This is a genomic window from Microbacterium sp. HA-8 (genome assembly GCF_046111165.1).
Taxonomy (GTDB): domain Bacteria; phylum Actinomycetota; class Actinomycetes; order Actinomycetales; family Microbacteriaceae; genus Microbacterium.
On record NZ_CP162025.1, the window covers coordinates 979,766 to 1,003,850 of the forward strand.

At 66.0% G+C, this 24,085-nt stretch carries 21 protein-coding genes, 1 tRNA gene and 1 pseudogene; 15 read left to right on the top strand and 8 right to left on the bottom strand.

Annotated features, from left to right (window positions below):
- Together AB2L57_RS04675 and AB2L57_RS04680 are read left to right on the top strand one after the other, a co-directional pair.
- Positions 1–834 carry a DUF4238 domain-containing protein gene (locus tag AB2L57_RS04675; protein ID WP_100809980.1) on the top strand — a complete coding sequence of 278 codons (834 nt, stop codon included), beginning with the start codon at positions 1–3 and terminating at the stop codon, positions 832–834.
- A 311-nt stretch (positions 835–1,145) separates the two neighbouring features.
- Positions 1,146–1,631, top strand: coding sequence for a hypothetical protein (locus AB2L57_RS04680; RefSeq protein WP_100809981.1), 486 nt, complete (start codon positions 1,146–1,148; stop codon positions 1,629–1,631).
- 449 nt (positions 1,632–2,080) lie between these two features.
- On the opposite strand, the gene istB is transcribed toward AB2L57_RS04680, so the two are convergent.
- Positions 2,081–2,860, bottom strand: a complete 780-nt coding sequence (gene istB, locus AB2L57_RS04685) for an IS21-like element helper ATPase IstB (protein WP_198159083.1) — start codon at positions 2,858–2,860, stop codon at positions 2,081–2,083.
- Positions 2,857–4,416 (bottom strand): IS21 family transposase, encoded by a 1,560-nt coding sequence (gene istA / locus AB2L57_RS04690; RefSeq protein ID WP_409046926.1) that lies wholly within the window; start codon positions 4,414–4,416, stop codon positions 2,857–2,859. Before istA ends, istB begins: the two co-directional genes overlap by 4 nt.
- A 156-nt stretch (positions 4,417–4,572) precedes the next feature.
- On the opposite strand from istA, the gene AB2L57_RS04695 reads away from it, so the two are divergent.
- From AB2L57_RS04695 to AB2L57_RS04705, 3 genes are all read left to right on the top strand, one after another.
- Positions 4,573–5,532 carry a hypothetical protein gene (locus tag AB2L57_RS04695; protein ID WP_409048207.1) on the top strand — a complete coding sequence of 320 codons (960 nt, stop codon included), beginning with the start codon at positions 4,573–4,575 and terminating at the stop codon, positions 5,530–5,532.
- Positions 5,533–5,799: 267 nt separating this feature from the next.
- On the top strand, positions 5,800–6,153 hold the full coding sequence (locus AB2L57_RS04700; protein WP_100809985.1) for a hypothetical protein: 354 nt from the start codon (positions 5,800–5,802) through the stop codon (positions 6,151–6,153).
- Positions 6,110–7,777 carry an ATP-dependent endonuclease gene (locus AB2L57_RS04705; RefSeq protein WP_100809986.1) on the top strand — a complete coding sequence of 556 codons (1,668 nt, stop codon included), beginning with the start codon at positions 6,110–6,112 and terminating at the stop codon, positions 7,775–7,777. Before AB2L57_RS04700 ends, AB2L57_RS04705 begins: the two co-directional genes overlap by 44 nt.
- Positions 7,778–7,822: 45 nt before the next feature.
- Here the strand turns inward: AB2L57_RS04705 and AB2L57_RS04710 are convergent, their stop codons facing one another.
- On the bottom strand, positions 7,823–8,272 hold the full coding sequence (locus AB2L57_RS04710) for a hypothetical protein (RefSeq protein WP_100809987.1): 450 nt from the start codon (positions 8,270–8,272) through the stop codon (positions 7,823–7,825).
- Between the two features lie 312 nt (positions 8,273–8,584).
- On the opposite strand from AB2L57_RS04710, the gene AB2L57_RS04715 reads away from it, so the two are divergent.
- The 4 genes from AB2L57_RS04715 (at position 8,585) to AB2L57_RS04730 (ending at position 13,633) form a co-directional block, all read left to right on the top strand.
- The gene (locus AB2L57_RS04715) at positions 8,585–11,341 is read left to right on the top strand and encodes an AAA family ATPase (protein ID WP_181003498.1); all 2,757 of its coding nucleotides are present in this window, start codon (positions 8,585–8,587) and stop codon (positions 11,339–11,341) included.
- A gap of 127 nt (positions 11,342–11,468) precedes the next feature.
- Positions 11,469–12,446, top strand: a complete 978-nt coding sequence (locus AB2L57_RS04720) for a hypothetical protein (protein ID WP_100809989.1) — start codon at positions 11,469–11,471, stop codon at positions 12,444–12,446.
- Complete coding sequence (locus AB2L57_RS04725) at positions 12,446–13,279, top strand: GSU2403 family nucleotidyltransferase fold protein (RefSeq protein ID WP_100809990.1); 834 nt, start codon at positions 12,446–12,448, stop codon at positions 13,277–13,279. The genes AB2L57_RS04720 and AB2L57_RS04725 overlap by 1 nt, the downstream gene beginning before the upstream one ends.
- A 90-nt stretch (positions 13,280–13,369) precedes the next feature.
- On the top strand, positions 13,370–13,633 hold the full coding sequence (locus AB2L57_RS04730) for a ribbon-helix-helix protein, CopG family (protein WP_100809991.1): 264 nt from the start codon (positions 13,370–13,372) through the stop codon (positions 13,631–13,633).
- Between the two features lie 70 nt (positions 13,634–13,703).
- Here the strand turns inward: AB2L57_RS04730 and AB2L57_RS04735 are convergent, their stop codons facing one another.
- Entirely contained in the window at positions 13,704–13,940 is a 237-nt protein-coding gene (locus AB2L57_RS04735; protein ID WP_146048098.1) for a helix-turn-helix domain-containing protein, read from the bottom strand.
- A 74-nt stretch (positions 13,941–14,014) separates the two neighbouring features.
- Between AB2L57_RS04735 and AB2L57_RS04740 the strand changes: the two genes are divergently transcribed.
- On the top strand, positions 14,015–14,677 hold the full coding sequence (locus AB2L57_RS04740; protein WP_146048099.1) for a hypothetical protein: 663 nt from the start codon (positions 14,015–14,017) through the stop codon (positions 14,675–14,677).
- Positions 14,664–15,815: a site-specific integrase gene (locus tag AB2L57_RS04745; RefSeq protein ID WP_100809994.1), complete on the top strand. Its 1,152-nt coding sequence runs from the start codon at positions 14,664–14,666 to the stop codon at positions 15,813–15,815. Before AB2L57_RS04740 ends, AB2L57_RS04745 begins: the two co-directional genes overlap by 14 nt.
- Before the next feature lie 609 nt (positions 15,816–16,424).
- On the opposite strand, the gene AB2L57_RS04750 is transcribed toward AB2L57_RS04745, so the two are convergent.
- Positions 16,425–17,078 (bottom strand): cation diffusion facilitator family transporter, encoded by a 654-nt coding sequence (locus tag AB2L57_RS04750; RefSeq protein WP_036300494.1) that lies wholly within the window; start codon positions 17,076–17,078, stop codon positions 16,425–16,427.
- On the bottom strand, positions 17,075–17,434 hold the full coding sequence (locus AB2L57_RS04755; protein WP_100809995.1) for a helix-turn-helix transcriptional regulator: 360 nt from the start codon (positions 17,432–17,434) through the stop codon (positions 17,075–17,077). Before AB2L57_RS04755 ends, AB2L57_RS04750 begins: the two co-directional genes overlap by 4 nt.
- A 909-nt stretch (positions 17,435–18,343) precedes the next feature.
- Between AB2L57_RS04755 and AB2L57_RS04760 the strand changes: the two are divergent.
- Positions 18,344–19,554 (top strand): annotated as a pseudogene (locus tag AB2L57_RS04760) (integrase core domain-containing protein).
- Positions 19,555–19,709: 155 nt separating this feature from the next.
- Here AB2L57_RS04760 and AB2L57_RS04765 read toward each other — a convergent pair.
- Positions 19,710–19,782 (bottom strand) — tRNA-Met (locus tag AB2L57_RS04765).
- Positions 19,783–19,862: 80 nt separating this feature from the next.
- A complete protein-coding gene (locus tag AB2L57_RS04770) occupies positions 19,863–20,855 on the bottom strand; it encodes a YafY family protein (RefSeq protein WP_292811236.1) in 993 nt (330 codons plus the stop codon).
- A 62-nt stretch (positions 20,856–20,917) separates the two neighbouring features.
- On the opposite strand from AB2L57_RS04770, the gene AB2L57_RS04775 reads away from it, so the two are divergent.
- The 3 genes from AB2L57_RS04775 (at position 20,918) to AB2L57_RS04785 (ending at position 24,048) form a co-directional block, all read left to right on the top strand.
- Complete coding sequence (locus tag AB2L57_RS04775; protein ID WP_292811233.1) at positions 20,918–21,973, top strand: ABC transporter ATP-binding protein; 1,056 nt, start codon at positions 20,918–20,920, stop codon at positions 21,971–21,973.
- The gene (locus AB2L57_RS04780; protein WP_292811231.1) at positions 21,970–22,764 is read left to right on the top strand and encodes an ABC transporter permease; all 795 of its coding nucleotides are present in this window, start codon (positions 21,970–21,972) and stop codon (positions 22,762–22,764) included. Before AB2L57_RS04775 ends, AB2L57_RS04780 begins: the two co-directional genes overlap by 4 nt.
- Before the next feature lie 408 nt (positions 22,765–23,172).
- The gene (locus AB2L57_RS04785; protein ID WP_409048208.1) at positions 23,173–24,048 is read left to right on the top strand and encodes a CHAD domain-containing protein; all 876 of its coding nucleotides are present in this window, start codon (positions 23,173–23,175) and stop codon (positions 24,046–24,048) included.
- Positions 24,049–24,085: the final 37 nt, after the last annotated feature.

The window sequence follows — 24,085 nt, forward strand, 5'->3', positions numbered from 1 at the left end:
ATGCCCTTCGACCACTACATCAGCCGGGCGCACATGCGCCAATGGGCCACGAACCATCGGGTCAGCATGCTGCAGCGCGGTAGGAAACCCAAAGTGATCGAGGTGGGCAAAAAGGTTGCCGCCGAACAAGGGCTCAACGACCCGGCGCTCGAGGCGGCCTATGGGAAAGTGGAGGACGCCTTCAGTCGGGCGCTGCGACGACTGCTCGACTTCTCGAGCGCTCCGACAGACGACGAGTGGCGCGCCGTCCGGGAGTACACCGTACTCATGCACGACCGGTACCCCGCGCTTCGCGGCTCAGCAGTTGACGAGCATGGTGTCTACGGCGGGAACGCCATAATGGCGCCAAACCCTGCCAACTGGGGCAACGCGGACGGCGCAACCGCGCCCCTGGCGCAACTCGCAACGTTAATGGACCGTGAGCAACTCAAGGACGCGCGGCGGCAGCTCTTGTCGGTCAACGCGCAGCTGTTGCCTCGCATCACACAGGTCTTCCGCGTCGGGCCGATGTTGCTCGGCGATGCCGGCGTCCACGCGCTCACGCTGCGCCCCGATGCGGACACAGAGCGGACGTATGTCGCGATGCCGTTGTCGCCGGACGCGATGGTCGTTTTCGGCAACCAGAATGCCGACGACGATGAGGTGCGCGACATTGGGCGCCTCCTCACAACGAAAGTTGCGATGGAGTCGACCGTGGTCATCGACACCCCGGAAGCCCCCGTCATCACCAGCTTCGTTACAGAGATGTGGTCGCACCAGCCGGAGCCCACCGGCGCCGGACTGCCCAAAACAGTTCGCGTCTTCAATCGAATCGATGACATCTCCGCCAGCTGATCAGTATCGGCGGAGGTCGACGGGACGGGCACAACGCGTATCCGTGAGACCTACAAATCGGCCCGAGCCGGGCGTCCGGTCCTCAATTCTGACTCTCGACCTTGAACCTGGCCTGCTGCTCCGCCTGGGTCGCACGGATCCCTCAGCGGGCGGGATGAGTTGGTGCCGCGACTCATGGCGATGTGTCCGATCGCCTCGACTGATCGGGTCCCAAACCTTCTGACTCGACGGTGATGGTCAAGGGGTTGGGGCCTCTTTGCACCGGCGCAGCGGTGAGCAGGGCCTTAACTTTCGCGCCTTAAGGTCGGAGCATGACCGACGATCACGATGCAGCCGATCACGATGCAACCCGCAAGCAATTCGAGGCGTTGTTGTCCCTGCACAAGTACTTCCTCAACGCGGACTTCCAGCGCGACGTGTTCATGAAGCGGGTCACGCGTGAACGGTCGCCAGGTGAAGTTGACTTCGTCACCGCGCTGGACGACCAAATCGCCATGAGCTTTTGGTACGCGACCGTTTACATCGTGATCGAAGGCTGGCGAAAAGCTGGGCTCGCCGACTCGGACGTCGACTTGCTGCTCAGCGACGACCGCGTCGATCGCCTTCGCCGCTTTCGCAATCAGGTCTTTCACTACCAGCGCGAGTATGACAATCCCAGACTGCTTGAGTTCCTCGGGACCGGCGATGACGATGCCCAGGCCGCGACGCAATGGATTCGACGCATACACATAGCTCTCGGGAGATCCATCCGACAGGCGCTGCAGGAGATGCTGGACGAGCAACGCGCAGGAGCATGATCGGCGACCATGATCGCCAGGAGTAAGAGCAGGCGTTAACCCTTGGGGTGCGTGTGCGGCAGGTGCTTCGCCCAAGACCGTGCGCAGTTAGAGCCACCCTCGAAGGCTGCCCATGAACAGGGCGCCTCCGAGAGAACTCCGGGATTGATGATCTGTCGGCGAAAGGGGGTCGATGCGGCGGGAATCGTAGCTTCGCTACAGGTATTGAGACAGGTCGTCGGACCGCCGAGCCATCTGGGCTGAAGGCTCTCTAGGATTGCGCTGAAGCGCTGGGCACGCCGACCGGTAACGCCGTCTGACCCTGGGGTATGTGTCAACGGCCAGTAGGAATTGCCCATAGGCGGCCAGCGGAAGTGCCCGCTGGTGGCCAGTGGAACTGCCCATTCGCGGCCAGGAGTTCTGCCCACCGGGTTGTGGTGGCCCTGGCCGCGTGAGGCAGTCCCGCCGGGTCAGGTCATGGGGGTCACCCCCGTGCCGGCGAGGGCCTGCGCGAGGCGGATGGACTCGCCGGTGGTCTGCGCGAGGTGGGCATGGTGGAGGAGCCGGTCGACGGTCGCGGTCGCGAGGGTCTTGGGCATGAGCTCGTCGAACCCGGAGGGGTGCAGGTTCGAGCTGATCGCGATCGATCGTTTCTCGTAGGCGGCGTCGACGAGCCGGTAGAGGCCTTCCGCGGCGTCGTCGCCGACGCCGAGTAGACCGATGTCGTCAACGACGACGAGGTCGGCGCGGAGGATCCGGGCGACGGTGCGGGTGACGGTGTCGTCGACGCGGTGCGCGCGGATCAGCGCGCCGAGGTCCTCGAGCCGGAACCACGCGACGCGGAGGCCTTGTTCGACGGCGTGCTGGCCGAGCGCTTCGAGGAAGAACGTCTTCCCTGTCCCGGCGGGCCCGCAGATCACGAGGTTCTCCCGCCGGTGCACCCATTCCAGGGTCCGCAACGCCTGCTGGGTCGGCGCCGGGATCGTCGACAGGGACTGGTCCCAGGAGTCGAAGGTCTTCCCGGTGGGGAACCCGGCGGCCTTGCGGCGGGCGGCGAGCATGGACCGGGACCGGCCGGCGATCTCGGCGTCGAGGAGTGCTTTGACAACCTCCGCGGGTTCCCAGCGTTGTGCCCTTGCGGTCGCGAACACGTCGGGTGCGATGCCGCGGGCGTAGGGCATCTTCAGCTGCCGCATGGTCTGCTCCAACTCGGCCGGGATCGGCGGGGCGGCAGGGGTCGCGACGCTCACAGCTCGTCCTCCTCGTCCGTCGCGATGATCTCGACGACGGGGACGATCACACCCCGCGGCTGGCCGATCGCGGCCCACCCGGACGTGCCCTGCGCGAGCGACCGGGTCTCCGACGCCGCTCTCGCCGGCGTCGCGGTGATCCGGCTGCCGAGGATCGACGTGAGATCACCGGTATCGAACCGGCCATACGCGGCTGCGGTGCCGAGGGTTTCGTCGACGACCTCGATCCCGTGGATCCGGGCGAGCTGGACGGCTTCCCGCATCTTCTGGTTCATCCGCTGCGTCCCGGCCGCTGCGGCCTCGAGCAGCCAGGCCGCGGCGCCGTGACCGATACCGAGGAACTCCGCCTCCTCGGTGCTGCGGGCCTTGATCGTGTAGTCGCCGGGAACCTTCACCCCCGGCTGGGCGGGGAAGTGGGCGTCGTCGATCCTGGGGGTCCCGGGGCGGGCGCGGTCGTGTCGGGCGACCTCGACGGGCCCGTCGATGCCGTGGTGGACGATCACGACCCGCTCGGAGTCAGCGGCGCCCTGGACACGGACGAACACCTCCGCGCCCATCAGCAGGTGCGGGACGGAATACTGCCCGTTCTCGAACGCGACCATCGGCGTGTTCTCCCCGACCCGCCGGGACACTCCGAACGCGATGGTGTGAGCACGACCCGGGACCGGGTGCAGCCGCTGCTGCTCCTCAGCGAGCATCTCGACCGGGCGCCGCTTGGTCACCCGGTGCTCCCGCCCGTTGACGTCGTCCATGAACGCGTCGCAGGCCGCCTCGAGTTCGCCGAATGAGGCGTACTGGTCGCGGAGGTTCGCATCGGTGGGCACCAGGTCCGCTTTCGCGAGCTTCACCGACGCTTCCGCGCCACCCTTCGAGGCCGGGTCCGCGGGCTGACAGGTCAGCACCGTGACCCCGTAATGCGCGGCGAACGACACCGTCTGCGCGTTGCGGACCGGGACCCCCGCGATATGCATCGTGGTGACCGTCTTCTCGTTGTCGGTGAGGACATACGTCGGCGCGCCCCCGACCGCCCGGAACGTCCGATCCAACGCGGCGAACACGCTCGGGAGGGTCTTGTCGCGGATCGGGATCACCACCCGGAACCGACTGAACGCGAGCCAGGCGACGAACAGCACCGTCTTCACCCCGCCGACCACGGGCCCGTCGCCGAAGTCGTACTGCAACCACAGCCCCGGCTCGGTGACCCACGGCCGATGCACCCGACGGTTCCCCGCCCGCCACGACGCCTTCACCGCAGCGACCGCCCGCCTGGTCGACCGCTCCGACCCTTCGAACCCGATCGAGGTCAGCACCTCGTGGACCTTGTCGGCCCGAACCTTGCCCTTCGTCTTCTCGACCAACTCCTCGACCTTCGGCAGGAACTCGTCGATGACGCGCGGCCTGCGCGCCGCAGCGCCGACAGGCCGGCCCGCGTCCCGCGCCGCGACATACGCGGCGACCGTGTGATGAGAGCAACCCGCGAGCTGCCCCGCAGCCCGATACGACCCCGTCGCATCGAACGCTTCCAGAATCTCCATGACTTCTCCGTCAGACTTCAACACAGCCCCTTCCCGGGCGACGACGACCTAAGCACCCGTCATCGAACCGGGAAGGGGCCCCACCATCGCGACGACGCGCGGGGCGGAACCATCAGACGTGGGCAGAACTCATGGCCACCAACGGGCAGTTCTCCTGGCCACCTACGGGCAGGTCTCGTGACCGCCTACGGGCAGTTTTCCATGGCCACCGACAGGTATGCGATGACATTGAACTCGATCTGGCATTACACGGACGGTCGCGGGCTGGAGGGGATCGTCACGCACGACAAGCTCCGAGCAACGTCGTTTCGGCATCTCAACGACTCCAGAGAAGCTGACTATGCGACCGGCCTACTGAAAGCCGCAGCCGAGAAGCGCCGTGACTCCGTTCCAGCCCCTTATCAGGCGCGCTTCGATGAGCTCATGGAGTACGCCGAACGGCGAGGACTTGACCTCTTCCTTCTCTGTGCGGCCCGAAAGCCGGACTTACTGACTGTTTGGCGAGGCTATGGCGGCAGGGTCTCATACGCCATCGAGCTGGACGCCACTGTTGACCTTCTCCCCGTTGAGCGAAGCAAGGAGAAAACCCACCCGCACCCTCCAGCCGGACACGAGATCGAGCGCGACGAAGACGGCTACATCGTTCAGGACCCTGACCAGCTGCACATCGAAGCGGTCCCGTGGCGGAAAGTTCGTTACGACACGGCCGGTGTGGATCAGCGGGTGGACAGGATCGCCAAGCTGGCGGAGAAGCCCAAGCACGCGCTCACCGACATGTTCCTGCCATGGCACGAACTCGCTGACATCAAGATGCTCGAGCTGAAACACCCTGCCTTCAAAGATGAGCGGGAAGCGAGGATGATCCTCGAAGTGGCTCCCCGCTGGAAGTTCGTTTACCACTACGAAGGACGATTCGGGGTCACGCCATTCATTGAACTCTCCGCCCTCAATGGTGAGAATCAGCGGTACGCGAACGACAGATACCTCACGAAGGCTGGCCCGCTTCCCATCCGCTCCGTGACGATTGGACCTACGCCGCTCGGTGATGAGGTCATCGATGCGACACGGGAATTCCTAGAAGTGAACGGCTACCCGGATGTCGACGTTTCTCGAAGCACTATCCCGTTCCGATCCTAAGCTCGTGGTGACAACGCAGGCATGGGACGCTGTCCGCTCCGAGGCGGCTTGACGATTCCGAGGTCGCTGCTCGTCGCTGCGGGTCGCGAGAGGTACACCGAGAGACTCGCGCATGACGTCGTCGGCTCGCTGCGCGGCGTCTCGCTTCCGAGCAGTCCAGCTTTCGGCGATGGGTTCACCTGAGACCCTCACCGGTTGAAACCTCGACGTGTCCGTACGCCCAGCTAGGGTCAGAGGCGTTGATCTTCGAGGCGTGAGGGGGGCGCGATGCAGCTGTCATCGTTTCAGGTGTACAAGTACAAGAATGTGCTGGACTCGAGTGAGGTGTCCGCCGAGGAGGACATCACGACCCTCGTGGGAATGAACGAGTCCGGTAAGTCCACGATGCTGGACGCGCTTTACCGGCTCAATCCCGTCTACGGCGACGGCTTCGTAGAGCTTGAGGACTACCCGCGCTGGAGGCGGAGTCGCGACAGCCGCAGCGAGGACCTCCTGCAGGTCTCGCCGATCCAGGCGACCTTCCGCCTCGACAAGGCCGATCTCGACACGCTGACGGCGACCCTTGGCGACGGGCGTCGTGGCTGCCGACAGTGCGCTGGTCGGTCGCCGCTACAGCGGTGAGACGTGGGCACAGGTCGAGCTCGACGAGGCACGGTTCCTCCAGAACGTTCTCGAAGGGCACCCTGACGCACAGGCTTTCGCTGAGCAATACAACACCGTCGCCGCACTACGCGCTGCGCTTCAGGCGGTGGCTCAGGAGGAGGCCGATGGCGTTGCCCGTGCCGCTGCCGAAGCCGCGGATGCAGCAGCGGGGGTCGAGGACGCGGGCGAGACTGTCAGATCGTCGGCTCCCACTTCTGCGCCTGGCACGTCCACCCAGGAGGTGCTCGCACGCATCTCTGCGGTCGTCGGTACCGGCGATCTCGGGGCCGTCGCAAACTCGATCATCCTGGCTCGCATGCCCAAGTTCTTCCTCTTCTCGGACTACCAGAGTCTAGAGGGACGGGTTGATGTGGCGACGCTCAGGGAGGATGCGGACGAGCAGCCTGGTGCATCTCCCCGGCAGACCGCTCGTGCTCTCCTGAAGCTCGCGAATACCGACGTCAACGCGATGGCAAATTCAAACTTCGAGTCGAGCACGGCGGAACTCGAGTCGGTCTCCAACGACCTGTCCAGGGAGATGAAGGCGTACTGGAGCACCAACCCCGAGCTCCGCATCAAGATCATGACGGAGCCCGAGACGGTCGCGGACGCTCGCGGAGAGCGCAGCGTCATCCGCTATCTCAACTTTCGCGTCGAGGACCGCAAGCACGACTTCACCAACAACTTCTCCCGCCGGTCGTCGGGCTATAGGTGGTTCTTCTCGTTCCTCGCGGCATTCAGCGAGTTCGAGAGCCGCGGCGAGGACGTCGTCATCCTGCTCGACGAACCCGGCCTCACGCTCCACGCCAAGGCCCAGAGGGACTTCCTGCGATTCATCAACGAGCGCCTCGCGCCGGCCGGGCAGGTCATCTACACGACACACTCGCCGTTCATGGTCGACCAGATCGAGCGCGTCCGTGTGGTCGAGGATCGCGGCGAGGACATCGGGTCGGTCACCTCCTCCGACGCGTTGGAGGTGGGCGAGGACAGCGCGTTCCCGCTGCAGGCCGCGCTGGGCTACGACCTTAGTCAGAACCTCTTCATCGGCGAGCGGAACCTGCTCGTCGAGGGCCCGTCGGACCTTGCCTATCTCGACCTGATCAGTCGTGCCCTCCGCAAGGTCGGAAGGGTGGGGCTCGACGAACGCTGGCGCATCCTTCCCGCTGGCGGTTCCTCGAACGTACCCACCTTCGTGTCACTCCTCGGCCGGAAGGTCTCGGTCACCGTCCTGCTCGACTCGGGTGTCGAGGGCGCGGGCAAGGTCGAAGCAGCGATGAACGCGAACAAGATCGACAGCGATCGGGTGATTCTCGTCAGCTCGGTGCTTCAGCAGAATCACGCCGATATCGAGGACCTGTTCTCGGTGGACGATTACCTCGCGCTCTACAACGAGGCGCTGGGCAGGAGCGTCACGGCTGAGAGGCTGTCGGAGCACCACGATCGCATCCTGAAGCGGCTGGAGTCCGCGGGAGAGCCCAAGTTCGACCACTGGCGGCCCGCCGAGATGCTGCTGCGCGACCCCGCCCGCGTGGACGCGTTGTCCGCAACGACGCTCGACAACTTCGAGGCCCTCGCCAAGAAGATCAACGCGACCCACCCCTGACGACTCCTCCACCCCACCCCGGTCGCGAGTGGCGACATGAGGACGTCACACGCACATGCACGATCCGTCGGCGGTGTACTCGGTGAAGCAGACTGGGCAAGTTCGCGCTTGCTGCTCCGCGAGTCGGCGCTCTGCGGACAAGGTCGCGGGCTTCTCGCCGCCGACAAGGCGCTCGTAAGAGAGTCTGCAACGTTCGGTTACCCGATCAGAGTCGCGCTCGTAGTCACGAAGGAGTCTCGTCTGTCGGGAACTCAAGCCCAGTGGTTTCTCATTCGGCGTCCGGAACTGCTCGAGGTTGGACGCCATACTGTCGATTTTCCAGTCGACACCGTCGACCGTGCGGCCCAAGGCTTCGGCTAGAAGAGCCTGAAGATCCTGGTCACGACGACTCCCGATGAGGAGGATGTGGAGCGCAGCCTCTTCGCCCTCGAGCGTCCAGTCCTCGCCGAAATTGCTCGCGCCAGTCTGAAACTTCATGTCGTCGTCTGTGGGCATGAAGCCATTCTTCCCGCTTCGCTCCTCGGGTGGGTGATCGAGAGCGGGTCCTGCCTCGAGCGATACGCCGGGCCATGCTGGGGAATCGACGAGGCCGCAGGCTGAGGAGTGGACCGATTCTCGTAAGATCCGCCCGCGAAGGTGGCCGATGAAGGTCGCTCATGCGAACACGTCGAGACGCCTTGGGACGATCGACGGAACGCGATCGCCGACGATACGAGCCGCGACGCAAGAGCGACAAGAGTGACGAAACGACAATGCACGTAGGCACCATTCCTGGTGGTGACACAACTACGCATGTATCCTGCTGTCATGCGAGGCGGATTGCGGAGTTGGAAGCGCGGGGCTGAATCCCGCGGCATCCGCAATGCGATCTCGTACGCGTTCGACGGCACATGTGATGCGCACCGTGCTCCGACAGGAGTTGAATCTGCACGGCACTACGGTGCGACCGACGAGGCCACCGTCACACGATTCGTGGCGGTAGCGGGGGAGCTGGCTCGCGACGAGCTGGATGCGTCCGCGCTGCGGCGGTGGATCCAAGGGGAGGACCCCAAGACGGGTGAACCACGCGGACTCATGCACCGATCAGATAACACTGACCTGCTCCTAGACGGGACGATCAACTTCCCGAAGTCCTACAGCGTCGCAGCGCTCCTTGACCCGGAGCTCGCCCACGAGTTCGAGTTGCTGCAGGACCGGATGCGCGACCGCACCATCCTGCTCTGGCAGCGCGAGTTGAACGCGCGTCGTGGCCGGGGCGGACGCATCCGTGAAGACATCGCTCGGCTCGAAGTCGTCGAGTTGCAGCATCGGCGGTCGCGGGCGCTCGACCCGCACATCCATCGACACCTGTGGCTGAACATGAAGGTGCAGGGGACCGACGGCAAATGGTCGAGCCTCGACTCACGGGTTGCGCTCAAGCTCCACAACGTGGTCAACGCGGAGGGTGAGTTGGCGGCTCGCAGCGACCCACGATGGGTAGCCGCACTCGCCGCCCACGGCTACACGCTCGACGCGAATGGCGAGATCGCGCAGCTTGTCCATGTCGTGCGCCCGCTCTCGCGACGCTCGAACCAGATCGAGGCCAACCGTGTTCGGCTGATTGCGGAGTGGCGCGAGGAGCACCTTGGGCGGCAACCTGGCGTCGACGATCTTCACCACATCGACGAGCTGGCTTGGGCGCAGCGACGCCCGGGAAAACCTGCACATCTTGATGAAGCCGAGTGGGAAGAACGGGTGCGCAGTGAACTCGCCAATATCGATCCCATCCTTCTTTGGCGGCGGAATCCTGCCCGGCTCGACCCCACGTCGATCGCCGACCTCGATCGCGATTTGCTCGCGCGGATGGCGCTCGTCGAGGCCGACGCTCGTTCGGTCTCGAGCAGTGGGCGGTTCTCGTCATGGGATCTGCGTGCCAGCGCCATCCGGGCCATCTCCCGAACCGGGGTCGTCGCCGAGAGAGACACGCTCGACGAACTGGTCGACGACGTCGCGTCTCGGGCGACCGAGCACACGATCGACCTGGTGCCCGACGATCCGGCCAAGCCTGCGCACATCAAGGCGCTCATGGCCCAAGCGACGGTGCTGCTCAAGCTGCGCGTCGCGAATAGGTTTGCAGCACTCGCCACACCCGGGCAGCTGCCCGACGAACGACAGATGCGTACCGTCGCACGGCGTTTTGTGGGGGAGAGCGCGGAGCTCGTTGGTGCGCAGATCGCTGCGGCCTCCGCCATCGCCGGGACCGGGCGCCTCGTGTCGGTGACCGGTCCTGCCGGGTCGGGCAAGACGACGCTGTTGCGCGTCGCACTCCACGCCCTGCGACTGCAGCGGCGACGCATGATCGTGGTCGCGCCGACCAAGAAGGCGGCTGCCGTGGCCGAGCGCGAGATCGGGGCCACGGCATCCAGCCTGCACGCGTTGCTCGCCGACCACGGTTGGCGCTGGGGAATCGACGAAGCGGGAGCGGCTGTGTGGACCCGCCTGCAGATCGGTCGGACGGATGCGGCGACCGGCCGCACGTACCGCGGCCCGCGTGACTTCCGACTCAGCCGAGGCGATCGCATCGTGGTGGACGAGGCCGGGATGGTGGACCTCCACACCGCGGACGCGCTCGCGATCGTCGCGGGGGAGACCGGCGCCGGCATTGCCATGATCGGCGACCCGCGCCAGGCTGCGCCCGTTGGCCACGCGGGCGCGATGGCCGCGATGACCCAAGTAGCCGACAACGTCGTCGAGCTGAGTGAAATTCATCGCTTCACCGACCGCGCCTATGGGGATCTCACGCTGAGGTTGCGCGAGGTCACGACGGCAGAAGATGCGGCCGAAGTCGCCGCGGCCCTCGGTGACGGAGGGCACGTCGCGCGGGTCGCAAGCACGGATGCGGCGCACGATCTTATGGTGGACGCCTGGTTCGACTGGGCTGACCGCGGCAAGCGCGTCGCGCTCGTGACGGCCACCAACGACGATGCCGCCGCAATCAGCGAAGCAATCCAGCGGCGTCGCGTCGAGACCGGCGCACTCCGCGCGGATGCCGTCGCTCACGGTCGTGACGGTCAGCAGCTGCTCGTCGGCGATGTCGTGCAGACTCGGCGGAATGACCGGAGCACCGGAGTGCAGAATCGGGCGACCTGGGTAATCACCGCGATCCGGCCGGAGCGCATCGAACTCCGGAATCTTGCCGACACCACCGAGCGCCGACACGTCTCGGCCGAGTACGCATCCGACCAGGTGCAGCTCGCTTACGCGTCGACGGTGCACGGGATTCAAGGCGACACCTCGGATGCGTCTGTCGTGGGCCCGGGCGTCGATGCGGCGGGACTCTACGTCGGGCTGACCCGCGGGCGAGCCTGGAATCAGGCCGTAGTTGTCGCGGGCTCTCAGGATGCGGCGCTGGGCGAACTCGCCGAAGCGATGCGCCGCGGCAGCCCAGAGTCGACCCTTGAGGACTCGCGACATGCCGCACGGCTGGATTTGTCGCGTGCGGCGAGGGACGCAACTCGGTCGCCTGTCGGTGAGGCCCCGTCGTGGTTGCGAGAGGCGCCGCACGGCGCGGGTCTGAGTCGGTGATGGCGCCGCGTTGACTGATGTTCCATATATTGCTATGTTCCACTTTATGCGGAACGTATACTTTTCTGGAACGGACTCGCTCGTAGATGGGTTCAGCTCCGCGCTGGAATCGGTTGGAGCGCGTTCGGTGATCGTCGAGCGCCAAACCGGCAGCAGTGGGGTCGACGCGGAAGTGCGCGCGCAGTTCGGATCAGTTCCGCTCGTGCTGGACGCCGACGTAAAGCTGACCCCGCCACGAACCCGTTCCGAGGTCGGAGCGCTGCCGAGCGTTCGACCCGGGAGCGTGCCGGTGATCGTCGCGCCCTTCCTTTCGCCCGCGGTGCGTGACGAACTCATCCGAGCCGGGTGGTCGTACTGGGATGCGACCGGAAATATGCGCATCTCGAGCGACGACCCGGCTGTCTGGATCGATCGGGTCGGCGCATCGCGGGACCCGGAACCTCGCGACGACGGGCCGCAGCGACTTCGATCACTGAAGGCCAAAGCGGTGTCGCAAGTCATCGTTCAACTTCTAAGCGCCGGGCGAACGGCATCGGTGCGGGAGCTCTCCCGTGAGACCGGCACCGGTCTGGGTACTGCTAGTCGCGTGGTCGATCTGCTTCGCGAAGAGGGCCTGTTTAAGAACACCACCGGGGGTCCCATCGTCGTTGCTGATCGACTGGCTCTTGCACAACGTTGGGCCCGCGACTACGGATTCGCCAACACGTTCAAGCCGACCCGATACTTCTCGCTCCTGGGCGAAGAAGTGGCGCTTGACCGACTGCAGCGATCTGGACTTACGTACGCGCTGACGGGTGTTCGTGGTGCCGCGATCGAGTTCGAGTCTCGCGAGCTGGTCGCGCCGCTGCCCGCTTCGGGTATCTGGCTCTATACCGACGACATCCCGAGCGTCGAGCGTGCGATGGACCTGGCTCCGGACCGAGGCGGCAACATTCTTGTCGCTCGGACTGATTTTCTGGCTCCATTTAAGGAAGGGACGCAGGGTACCGAGCCGCGGCTAGCGGTCCCATGGCGAATCGTCGGCGACCTGTTGGGAGCGGGCGGGCGCCTGGCTTCAGTCGGTGAAGAGCTTGCGGCAATCCACTCCCCGGGAATGGCCGGCTGATGCCCGCAGAGAACGTCAGTCCCGAGTACGTCGCCGCGCGACGAGTCCTGCTGGACGCGCTCGAAGCATTGGGCCCGCACCTCGACGCAATCGTGCTCGTCGGTGCACAAGCGGTCTACGTCCATGCCCCGCTTGGTGACCCTCGACCGATCTACACAACCGACGCCGATTTGGCGCTCGATCCCGAGCTACTCGCCACGCATCCCGACATTGCGCGGTCGCTTGCCGACGCTGGCTTCGCTCCGAACGCGACGGGCAATCCCGGAAGTTGGGTGTCCGTCGACGGCATCGTCGTAGACCTGATGGTGCCGCTCGGCGCGATGCCGCCGAGTTCGCGCCGCACCGCGCCGCTCGAGGGGCACGGTTCCCTGACCGCCCGTCGCACCCGCGGGCTTGAGCTCGCACTCTTCGACAGCGCCCCCGTCACGCTCACGGCGCTGGAGCCTCAGGACTCCCGGGCAATAGCGGTTCGCGTGGCTGGGCCGGCCGCTCTCGTGATCGCCAAAGCGATCAAGATTCAGGAACGAGTCGAGGGTGCTCGCGAGGATCGTGTGACATCGAAGGATGCCGGTGACCTGCTGCGATTGCTTCGAAACGTCCCCGCGGAATCGATCGGCGCATCTTTGCGTGATCTGGAGGCGACGAATCCGGTCGTGCAGCCCGTCGTGTCGGCGGCGGTCGACTGGCTGGACGATCAGCTGACTGGTCGTTCACCTCTCATCGACCTCGCTGTAGCCGACAGGACAGGCATCGAGGCGCCCGCCCAGGTCAGCGCGGCCGTGCGGCAACTCTTGCGTCGGATGCTCGACGCCTACCGCGACGCTGACGGATGATTTCGGGCCCGCGAAGCGCGTTGAGTGGTCAATGACAGCCGATCGTCATCGGCGCCGTGGCTCGCTGGAGTTTCGTATTACATTAATGACATGGCTGCGGACGAGACGATCAACGGCGCGCCGGTCACCGAAGCGCTGATCGCCGAGTGGGCGGCCGACGCCGAGGTCGGCTATGACCTCCCGGCCTTGAGGAAGCGCGGTCGGGGGCGGCCGGGGCGGGGCGCGGAGCCGTCGCAGGTAGTTGCCCTGCGTCTGACGGCCGAGGAGCTTGCCGCCCTCGACGCAGCTGCTGCTCGTGAGCACAAGTCTCGCTCGGATCTCATCCGCGAGGCCCTCGCGATGTACGCGGCGTGAGGGTTCGCGAGACCGGCCTCAAGCAGGGGTTCCCGTGGACGATGCCGTTCAGGCCGCGTTCTGCCCTAACTCAGCGACCCGTGAGTACGTCGTCGGTGCGTGTGCACGCCCGACTCTCCATCCAGTCGAGGACGCCGGAGCGCTTATACAGGATCGTCTTCGCAGAAATGCGGTAGAAGGTCGGGCCGCCACCGCGGTATCGCAGCTGCGCGAGAGCCGCGCGCGTCATGTGCATCATCTGGGCGGCGTCATCGAGATCGAGCCATTCATCCGCGGCATCCACTTCCTGTCCCCTCTGCGTAACCATGTCATCAATACGCACAAGCTAGAACCACTTGCGTAGCTATGTCAATAGCGCGCACCGTGTGGCATCATGTCGATGTGAGCAAGACGATCAGACTCTCGGGCCGCAGCATTCTCGTGCCGCCAGGCCTGTCGTTGAAGCCGATCATCGAAGCCGACATGCTCGTCGGAAGAGATGACATCGTCGGGCTCGAAGACGACGAGCGGGCCCGTGTTCGCCTGCGACTCGAATACTCCTCGGATGCGGGCAGGTACGAGATCGCCGAGTTCGCACTCGATCGGGGCCAGCTGCCGCTCGAGATCGGTGGGGCGCTGCTCCGCACAGTTCGCGTCCACACCATCGCGCGACGCGCCATCGCCTACTCGCTGCCGCTGTGGACTATCGGCATCATCATGCTCCGCGACAAACAGCGCCAAGGAATGCTCGACGACTTCGCGCCGTTCGAGCCCACGCATCCGGAGACCCTTCACCTAACGGCGCTGGTCTATCGCATCGCAGAGATCTCGAACGAAAATCCGGCGCTCGCCGTAGCCGAAACGATGGGGCTGAAGCAGCGGACAGCGACGAACTGGATCGCGCGGGCCCGGTCTGGGGGCTACATGACGACGGTCGTCGATCAGCCCGGAGCGCGACTCATCGCAATGGGCCTGATGGAGAAGATGGGTATTGAGCCCGACATCTCCGACGAGGAGCACCAGGCATTTCTCGACTCACTGATCGGTCGCCATGGGAACGATTGAGGCCTACGAGACAGGCGCGGGCAAGCGGTATCGCGTCCGCTACCGAACGCCAGATCACCGCCAGACCGACAAGCGCGGCTTCCGCACCAAGCGCGACGCCGACCTCTTCCTCGCCACCGTCGAAGTCTCGAAGGCAACGGGGGAGTACATCGAACCAGCTCGGGCGCGCACCACGATCGCCGAACTCGGAGTCGGATGGCTCGAGGCAAAGCGTTCGCGACTGAAGCCGTCGAGCTACAAGGCGCTCGAAGACGCATGGCGCGTCTACGTCATGCCGCGGTGGGGAACCACTCAGGTCTCGGCAATTGCGCACAGCGACGTGCGAACGTGGGTCTCGCAGCTGTCCGCGGGCACCGCGAAGACGAACCGGCGAGACCATCCGCGCACTCGTGCGCAAGGCGCGAGACCCAAGAGCGCAACGGTCGTGATTCGCGCACACGGGGTGCTCGCATCCGTCCTCGACATCGCGGTCAAGGATCGCCGCATCCCGCACAACCCTGCGCGCGGTGTCGATAACCTGCCTCGGAAGGGCAGAAAGGCGCACCGATACCTCAGCCACCAGGAGATCGAGCGCCTCGCCGTCGCATCCGGAGATCACTCGACCGTCGTGTACCTCGCGGCGTACACAGGGCTTCGTTGGGGCGAGTTAACCGCGCTGCGCGTCCGCGATGTTGATGCCTTGCGCCGGCGGCTCGCGGTGAACGAGAACGCCGTGCGTGTGGGCGCGCAGATCCACGTAGGGACGCCGAAGACCCACGAACTGCGGTCGGTGCCGTACCCCGAGTTTCTCGAACTGCCGATCGCGCAGTTGTGCGAGGGGAAGTCGCGCGATGCGATCCTGTTCGGCGACGGCCTCGACTATCTGCCGCGCCCGCGGGCCTCGGGGAAGTCACGTTCGTGGTTCACGACCGCGATGGACATGGCCGGCCTTGAGCGGATGACGGTGCACGACCTGCGTCACACGGCCGCATCGCTCGCGATCAGTTCGGGCGCGAATGTGAAGGCGGTGCAGCGGATGCTCGGCCACGCGTCCGCGGCCATGACGCTAGATGTCTACGCCGACCTGTTCGACGACGACCTGGACACGGTGTCGGCGTCGCTTAATGCTGCGCGGACGCGTGCCGTCGCCGCGACTTAGTCAATTGACTGACGGAAAGTGCTCGTCGATGAAACCGTGGGCAGCTGGGCTAGGCGGTGTGGTGTCACTGCCAAGCGGTCGATTGGTGCGCGGGCGCGGGCTGAGAAGCGGCCCGATCGACGTTGGCTGACGCGCCGGATTTCGGGGTGTATCTCAGGGCCCGCATGCACCAGGCGAGTTGGCAATCGCAGTGGATTGCGTGGCCGGACTTCCGTCTGCCTCGAGAGCCGTCGAGCGCGCTATCCGCACTACGTGAGGCTTAGGACCGGTCGGCCACCGAGAGGGTGGAGATTGCTTGCGGTGGCGGGACAGGGCGAACGGGAACCGCTCTCGCCATCCTCGCACGGTACGACGGGGTACCGGCCGATGACGCCGTCGCATGGGTGCGCGCCGCCTATCGGCGCAACGCCGTCGAAACCCCCTGGCAGCGCAAGTTCGTGCGTGAGGCACAGCTACCGCTCTGACCCGAAAACGATCGTTTCCGGGACTATGATCCGCTGTTGGCCGCGAGCGGTCCGCAAACGGGGGCCGTATCGAAACCGGCTTTCGGGACAGGCGGTTTCGGTACACAGTTTCGGGCCAGCCGGGTCCGAGTTAGGTGGTCATGGTTTAGCGGTCGTCGTCGTCAGAAAGGTCTTCGAGCACTTCGAACGGCGACTCTACGTCGCCGCGCCATGCCTCGATGCCTTCACGGATTGCGAGAACGGCAACCACGAGAGCAGCCACGGAGTCGGCCCACCACCATCCGAACAGGGTGTTGAGAATGAGGCCGATGAACACGGCCCCCGAGAGGTAGACGCACAGGATGAGCTGCTTTGCGTCGGCCATGACGCTCTTAGAGTCCAGTTCGCGACCGGTGCGCACTTCAAACCACGCCAGAAGCGGCATGATGACCAAGCTCAATGCGGTGATACCCAGGCCGAGCAGGCTGTGTTCCGGTCCCTCCTGGGTGATCAGACTCGTTACCGCGTCGACGGTCACGTAGGCGGCGAGGGCAAAGAACGCGAGGCCGATTGCGCGAACGGTGACCTTCTCCCAACGCTCGGGGTCTTTCCTCGTGAACTGCCAGGCGATTGCTGCGGCTGACAGCACTTCCACGATGGAGTCGAGCCCGAAGCCGATCAGTGCTGCGGACGACGCCAGCGTGCCGGCCCAAATCGCGACGATCGCCTCGATGACGTTGTAGGAGATCGTGAAGCCCACGATGAAGCGCACTCGGCGGTGCAGCTTCGCGCGACGTTCGCCGCTCAGAACCGCGCTCATGCGCTCGCCCCCGTTCCGCAGCAACCCGGCACGGTGCAGGAGGAGTCGATGCAAGGTGCGCTCTCATCGACTGCCAACGTCACGTCTACGAGCGTCTTCAACGCTGCTGCAAGGTGAGGGTCGGCGATTTCGTAGCGGGTCTGTCGACCCTCGGGCTCGGCGACGACAATCCCACAGTCCCGAAGGCATGTGAGGTGGTTCGACACGTTTGACCGTGACAGGCCAAGATCGCGGGAAAGGACAGCCGGATAGCTCGGCTCGTCGAGCAACCTCATCAGGATGCGAGAGCGGGTCGGATCAGCCATGGCCCGGCCGAGCCGGTTCATGACGTCAAGTCGCGAGGTAATAGTCAGCATGCGATGACTATACATCGGATGCTGACTTATTGAGAGGTGGCCAATCGTCTGTGGTCATTGAGAGAGCTACTGGCCCGCCTTTGTGGGTTTCCGCAAACGTTCAAAACTGATCGATTGCGGCACGACGACCAGGTGCAGCGCCGCGATGTCGGCACGCCGTGCCGAAACCGTGTGCCGAAACCCCCAGGCCCCGAAACTGAAATTCGTCGTTTGCGGTACCCATCGCCGGCGGAGACAGGCCGGTGACAACCGCAGCTGAGGCAGCTCCCGCCCGCGATACATGCGTCCATTCTCGTCGCGGGCCGGGCACAGCACCGAGCTCCCTCAAAGGATTCTTCAGTGGTGACCCGCATCAGAGCGATGATCGAAGCAATCACCACTGGGACATGTCTCACGGGAATTCGAGTGATGAGCCTGGGACATCTACCACCGCACACCGGGGCTGATCTGGACATCTGTTGGTGGAATTCACCATCTCCACCGAAGGGCTGGCCCATGCTGTCGCTGACGGCGCTCAATGCTCTGCCTCCGAGGTGCGCATCTGCTCCGGGGGTCCCCACGCCGGGTGCGCCCGGCATCCAAGCTGCGACGCCGTGCGATGCCTTCGATTCCCATGCAGCGTATTGAATCGGCGTCGAGCGATTGTCATAACTCCCGTTACCAGTTACCCACGGCATCCACAATCCGCGACCGGCATCCTCCCGGGAGACAGGGCGGCGACACCTTGATCGTGTGTGTCATGTCTCACGACATCGGTGACGAGTCTGCATCAGGACATCGGTGACAGTTCGGGGCTGTTTGGTGGTGACACTTCTCCTCTATTTGTGAGGGATGAGCCGTGTTGAGCCTGTCGATCCTCGTGTCCGTCTCGCGATCGCGCAGTGGCCGCCGGATGCGCCGCGTGGGGTAGTGACGACGTTCTGCGCGGAGCATTCGATCTCGCGGAAGACGTTCTACGCGATCCGCAATCGCGCCCTCGTCGAGGGGCAGGCCGCGGCGCTCGAGCCGCGGAGCCGGCGACCGAAGTCCAGCCCGACGGCCATCGCCGACGACGTCAAGGTTCAGGCAGTGGGGGTGCGGCGCGCGCTGGAGGAGTCCGGGCTGGATCACGGGCCGATCAGCGTGCACGACAAGATGATCGCCCTGGGGATGGCACCGGTGCCGTCGATCGCTGCTCTGGCGCGGATCTTCCGGGAGGCCGGTGTCGCCCGAGTCGAGCCGAGGAAGAAGCCGCGGGCCGCGTATCGCCGGTTCGTGTATCCGGCGCCCAACGCATGCTGGCAGCTCGACGCGACCGAGTACGTCCTCGCCGGCGGCCGCAAATGCGTGATCTTCCAGCTCATAGACGACCACTCCCGCTACGCCGTCGCGTCCCACGCCGCCGTCGGCGAGACCTCCAGAGACGCGATCCGGGTGGTCCGCAAGGCGATCAAACGTCACGGTGTTCCTCAGCGGCTGCTGTCGGACAACGGCATCGCACTGAACCCCTCACGCCGCGGAATCATCGGGCAGCTCGTCGAGTATGTGTCCCGGCTCGGCGTCGAACCGATCACCGGGAAGCCCTACAAGCCGACCACGCAAGGCAAGAACGAGCGGTTCCACCAGACCTTGTTCCGCTACCTCGACAAGCAGCCCATCGCCGGCAACCTCCGAGAACTGCAGGCTCAGGTCGACCGGTTCGACCACATCTACAACACCGAACGCCCGCATCAGGCGTTGCCCGGCCGGATCACACCGTTGCAGGCGTGGGAAGCGACACAGAAAGCGACCCCGCCCAGACCTCGAACCATCAAACGCAAGCCGAACGATCCGCTCCCGCCGGCACCCTCGCCGAACGGTCGGGTGCTCGACGGGATCCGCGTCGCGACAGTCCATCCGAACGGATCAATCAAGGTCCGCGGCTGCATCTTCAACATCAGCTACCCGATGCGCGGACAGGACGTGTTCGTCCTCTACGAGCCCGCCGGGATCATGGTCTTCGACGAACGCGGCACCCTCATCGTCGAACACCTCTGGCCACCACCCGGCATCCGCTACGTCGGCAACGGCAGGCCCCGCGGACCCAAACCCAAAGAACTGCCACCGATGTCCTGATACAAGAAGTGTCACCGATGTCCTGATGCAGAACCGTCACCCATGTCCTGAGACATCACAACCTTGATCGTGTGTTTCCTGCTCACAAAATGTGGGCAAAATGTGGGCAAAACGCGTTTCGACGAGAATGCGAGGGCCCGAGATCCGCGTAATTGCGGGGATCTCGGGCCCTTCAAACTAGACGCGACGGCGGGAGTCGAACCCGCAACGCGACCGGGTATGAGCCGGTGTCCGGGACCACCCGGGTCGCCGCGATGATTCGACGCTAACCCGGGGCCGACTGTTCTGTCGAGGGGGTTGCGCCGGATTTCTTCGCATGTCGCGCGATGACGTATCACCGCGCGGCGGGAGGCGGTGGCGCCGGGGCGTCGAGCGCCACCGCCATCCGCCTGACGATCTCACGAAGCTCCGAACGGGCCGGTTCGGCGAGGTCGGTCGTGTACCCCACCCCGGCCGGGATCCAAGACAGCCCGTACATCGTCTCGCGCACGTCGCGCCCGCCGACGGGCCAACGGGTGCGGTCCGCACCCTCGGGCTCTGCGCCCTGCGCCCATTGACCGAACGCCGCGCGCATCCGTTCGATCGGCATCTCGAGCACCGCGTTCGCCTCGACGGCCGTGCGCACCCACGACGTCGCAACGGTGATGTACTCATCCACCTGCTCGGCCGAGAGCTCACGCGGCACGAACAGCACCCGGGTGTGCTCGAGGCCCGCGAGCCTGTCCACGCGGAACGTGCGCCAGTCGTCGCGGTCGAGGTCCCAGCACAGCAGATACCAGTGCCGGTCGGCGGGCGCGAGATAGTGCGGCTCGACACGACGCACCGTGACGGCGTCCGAAGCCGATGTGTAGGTGAAGCGCACTCTCTCGTGGTCGCGGCAGGCCAACGCAAGCTCGCCCAGCATCTCGGGCGACACGCTCGATCCCGCACCGATCCCCGTCGGCTGCACAGCCTTTGCCAGCGCGGAGACGCGCCTGCGCAGCGGCGCCGGCAGCACCTGCTCGAGCTTGGCCAGCGCGGTCAGCGTCGTCTCGGCGCCTCCTGCGAGCCGCTGCGTCGCCGCGAGACGCAGGCCGATCGCCATCGCCACGGCCTCTTCGTCGGTGAGCAGCAGCGGGGGAACCGCGCTGCCCGCTTCGAGGCGATAGCCGCCCGCGGTTCCGGGGGATGACTCGATCCGATAGCCCAATTCGCGCAGGCGCTCCACATCCCGCCGGACGGTGCGCTCCGTCACCCCCAAGCGCGCCGCGAGCTCCGAACCCGGCCAGTGCCGGTGCGTCTGGAGCAGGTTGAGCATCGACAGCGCACGTGACGTGGTACCGGACATGTGCCCAGATTGCCCCACGATGCGGACTGGATGTGTCCGCTATGTCTTCTACCGTCGATCCCATGGTGCACGAACCGATCATCGAGGCCCAGGGCCTGACCAAGAGATTCGCCGTCAAGAAGAAGACGGTGGATGCTGTCACCGATCTCTCCTTCTCCGTCGACCGAGGCGAGCTCGTCGCGTTCCTCGGACCCAACGGTGCAGGAAAATCCACGAGCCTGCGCATGCTGACGACGCTGCTGCCGCCGACGAGCGGGTCGGCGCGCGTGGTCGGCCACGACATCCTCACCGACAGTGCGGCGGTGCGAGCCCGCATCGGATACGTCGGGCAGCTCACGAGCGGCAGCTTCGCGCAGCGCACGCGCGACGAACTGCTCAGTCAGGGTGCGTTCTACGGGATGTCGCGCGGCGATGCCGTGCGTCGAGCCGATGAACTGATCGACTCGCTCGACCTCGGCGCCTTCGCGACGCGGTCCGTCCAGCAGCTCAGCGGCGGGCAGAAGCGCCGGCTCGACATCGCGCTCGGGCTCATGCACGCCCCGCCGCTGCTCTTCCTCGACGAGCCGTCCACCGGCCTCGATCCGCAGAGCCGCGCGAACCTCTGGCAGCACATCCTGACCCTTCGCCGCGAGCACGGCACCACGATCTTCCTGACGACGCACTACCTGGAAGAGGCCGACCGCTATGCCGAGCGCGTCATGGTGATGGACCGGGGGCGCGTGATCGCCGACGACACCGCGTCGGCTCTCAAGGCGACTCTGGCGGGTGACGTGCTGACGTTCGGATTCGCGTCCGCCGACGCGGCGTCCTCGGCCGGGCCGGTCCTCGAGCAGCTCGTCGCACGTGCCGGACTCGCGGGTCGCGAGGTACGCCACGAGGCCGAGACGTCCCTCGGTGTCACGGTGCCCGAAGGTGACGCGCTCCTGCCCGAGGCTCTGCGCGCGTTCGAGGCCGCCGGCCTCCGTGTCCTGCGAGCGACCGGCGTGCCGCCGACCCTCGACGACGTGTTCCTCGCCCTGACTGGCCGCACCCTCCGGGAGGCCGGCGAGGGCTCCGGAGCAGAGGACGACGACAAGAAGGATGCCGCGACGTCCGAGACGATGGGAGCGAACCGATGACCGCCCAGACCCCCGCACGGCCCGACACGGCCGTGCGCCCGAACATCGCGCGCGACACGTGGAACGTGCTGACCCGAGAACTCAAACCGCTGCTGCGCGACCCGTTCTCGCTCATCTTCAGTCTGTTGCAGCCGCTCGTGTTCCTCGGTCTTTTTGCCCCCCTCTTGATCGGACAGTCGGGCATGCCGGCGGCCGAGACTCTGCAATGGTTCGTGCCGGGCGTGCTCGTCATGATCGTGCTCTTCGGCACGGGGATCACCGGCTCGAACCTGCAGTACGAGATGATGACGGGCTCTCACGAGCGCACGCTCGTCGCGCCGCTGGCGCGGTCGTCGCTGCTCGTCGGGCGGGCGCTGAAGGAGATCGCGCCGATCGTCGTGCAGGCGCTCATCATCGTGGCCATCGCGTGGCCGTTCGGTTTCGTCGTGAACGCGCCCGGACTCGTGATCGGTGTCGCGCTGCTGGCGGTCTTCGGTGTCGGGCTCGGTTCGCTCTCCTACTCGCTCGCATTGGCGACGAAGGATCGAGAGTGGCTCTTCTGGGGCGTGCAGCAGACTCTGATCTTTCCGCTTCTGATCCTGTCCGGGATGCTGTTGCCGCTCGACGCGGCGCCGCCGTGGATGCGGGCGGTCGCGACCGTCAACCCGGTGAACTGGGTAGTGCAGGCCGAGCGGGCATTGCTGTCGGGCGACCTCGCCGACATCACCGTGCTGTGGGGTTGGGTGGCGGCGCTCGCGCTCGCGGCGGTCGGGCTGACGGTCGGCATCCGCGCGATGCGTCGCACGGGATAGTCCTCGCGATGGGTCGAGATCGGCGGCGGGGGACCAAGTGCCCTACCGGAGTGCGGTGACGCGGCGAAGGATGAAGCCAAAGGAAAGGGGTCAGATCATGACCGACCGAAATTGCACACCCACGGTGATGCCGGTCCCGAAGTCGCGCCGGCGGCACTGCTCGCAGAGTACTGCGGGCGGTCCGTGACGCGTCCCGCCTCGTGCGTGCACCGAGACCACGGCACCTGGCAACGTCTGCGCTCATCTGCACGACCGTCGAAACGGATGTGCACTCGCGTGACGGATGGGGCGCAGCATCCCTCGTCCGTCGTGCATTCGTCGTCAGCACTCGATCTCGGCGCAGGCGCAACGGCAGGAGTCGATCGCGGGATCTGCCGCACGGGATAGTCGGCGACGTAGGGTGAGCTCGTGAGCGATGACGCCCGACCGCCGATCGGCGATGTCGTGCGCGAGATCGTTCGGGCGTCCGCCGCGACCGTCGTCGACACCCGCGGCGCCGCGCTCGCCGACGAAACCGACGGCGTGCATCGGCATCGGACCGCCGTGCGCCGTGTGCGCAGTGTGCTGGCGGCTTTCGCACCGCCGCTCGATCCCGCAGCCGCGCGACGGGTGCGCGTGGTGTTCGCGGAGTGGGGCGGCCAGCTCGGCGTCGTCCGCGACGCGGAGGTGCGGGCGGATGCCGCGGCGCAGGCGCTCGAGAAGCAGCAGATCGCGGATGACGGCATCCGGCGCCGTCTCGTCGACGACGAGCTCATGCAGTACCAGCGCCTCCACGCCCGGCTGGTTGAGCTCGCGGAGGGTGAGCGGCTGGCCGAGGCGGACGCCCTGCTGCGCGATCTCGCCGCGGACCCCGTCCTCGAGGGTGCAGAGGAGTCGGCGCGCCGGGCGCTGCGCCGCATTCTGCGTCGGGAGGTGCGGCGCGTACGCCGCGCGGCCAAGAGGCAGGACGGCAGCGTCGAACGACTGCACGAAGTGCGTAAGGCCGGTCGGCGCCTCCGTTACGTCGGCGAGGCGATCGGGGCCGCGACGCCCCTGTTCGCCGACATCGTCGCCGACCTGGCCGCGGCGGGCGAGGCCGTGCACGATCTGCTCGGCGACCACCGCGACCTCGTGATCTTCGCCGAGCGGGTCGAACGCGAGCGGGCGCGCGCCGCGCGGGCGGGCGAGCCGGTCGCTGCCTACGATGCTCTCGCGGCCGAGGCGCGCGCCACGGCCGACCGCCGGCTCGAAGGACTCGACGACGCGCTCGCCCGCATCCGGACCGCCGGACGTCCCCTCCGCTGAGCGCTCGCGGGCGGGGGCGGATGTCGGGGCCCCCGCC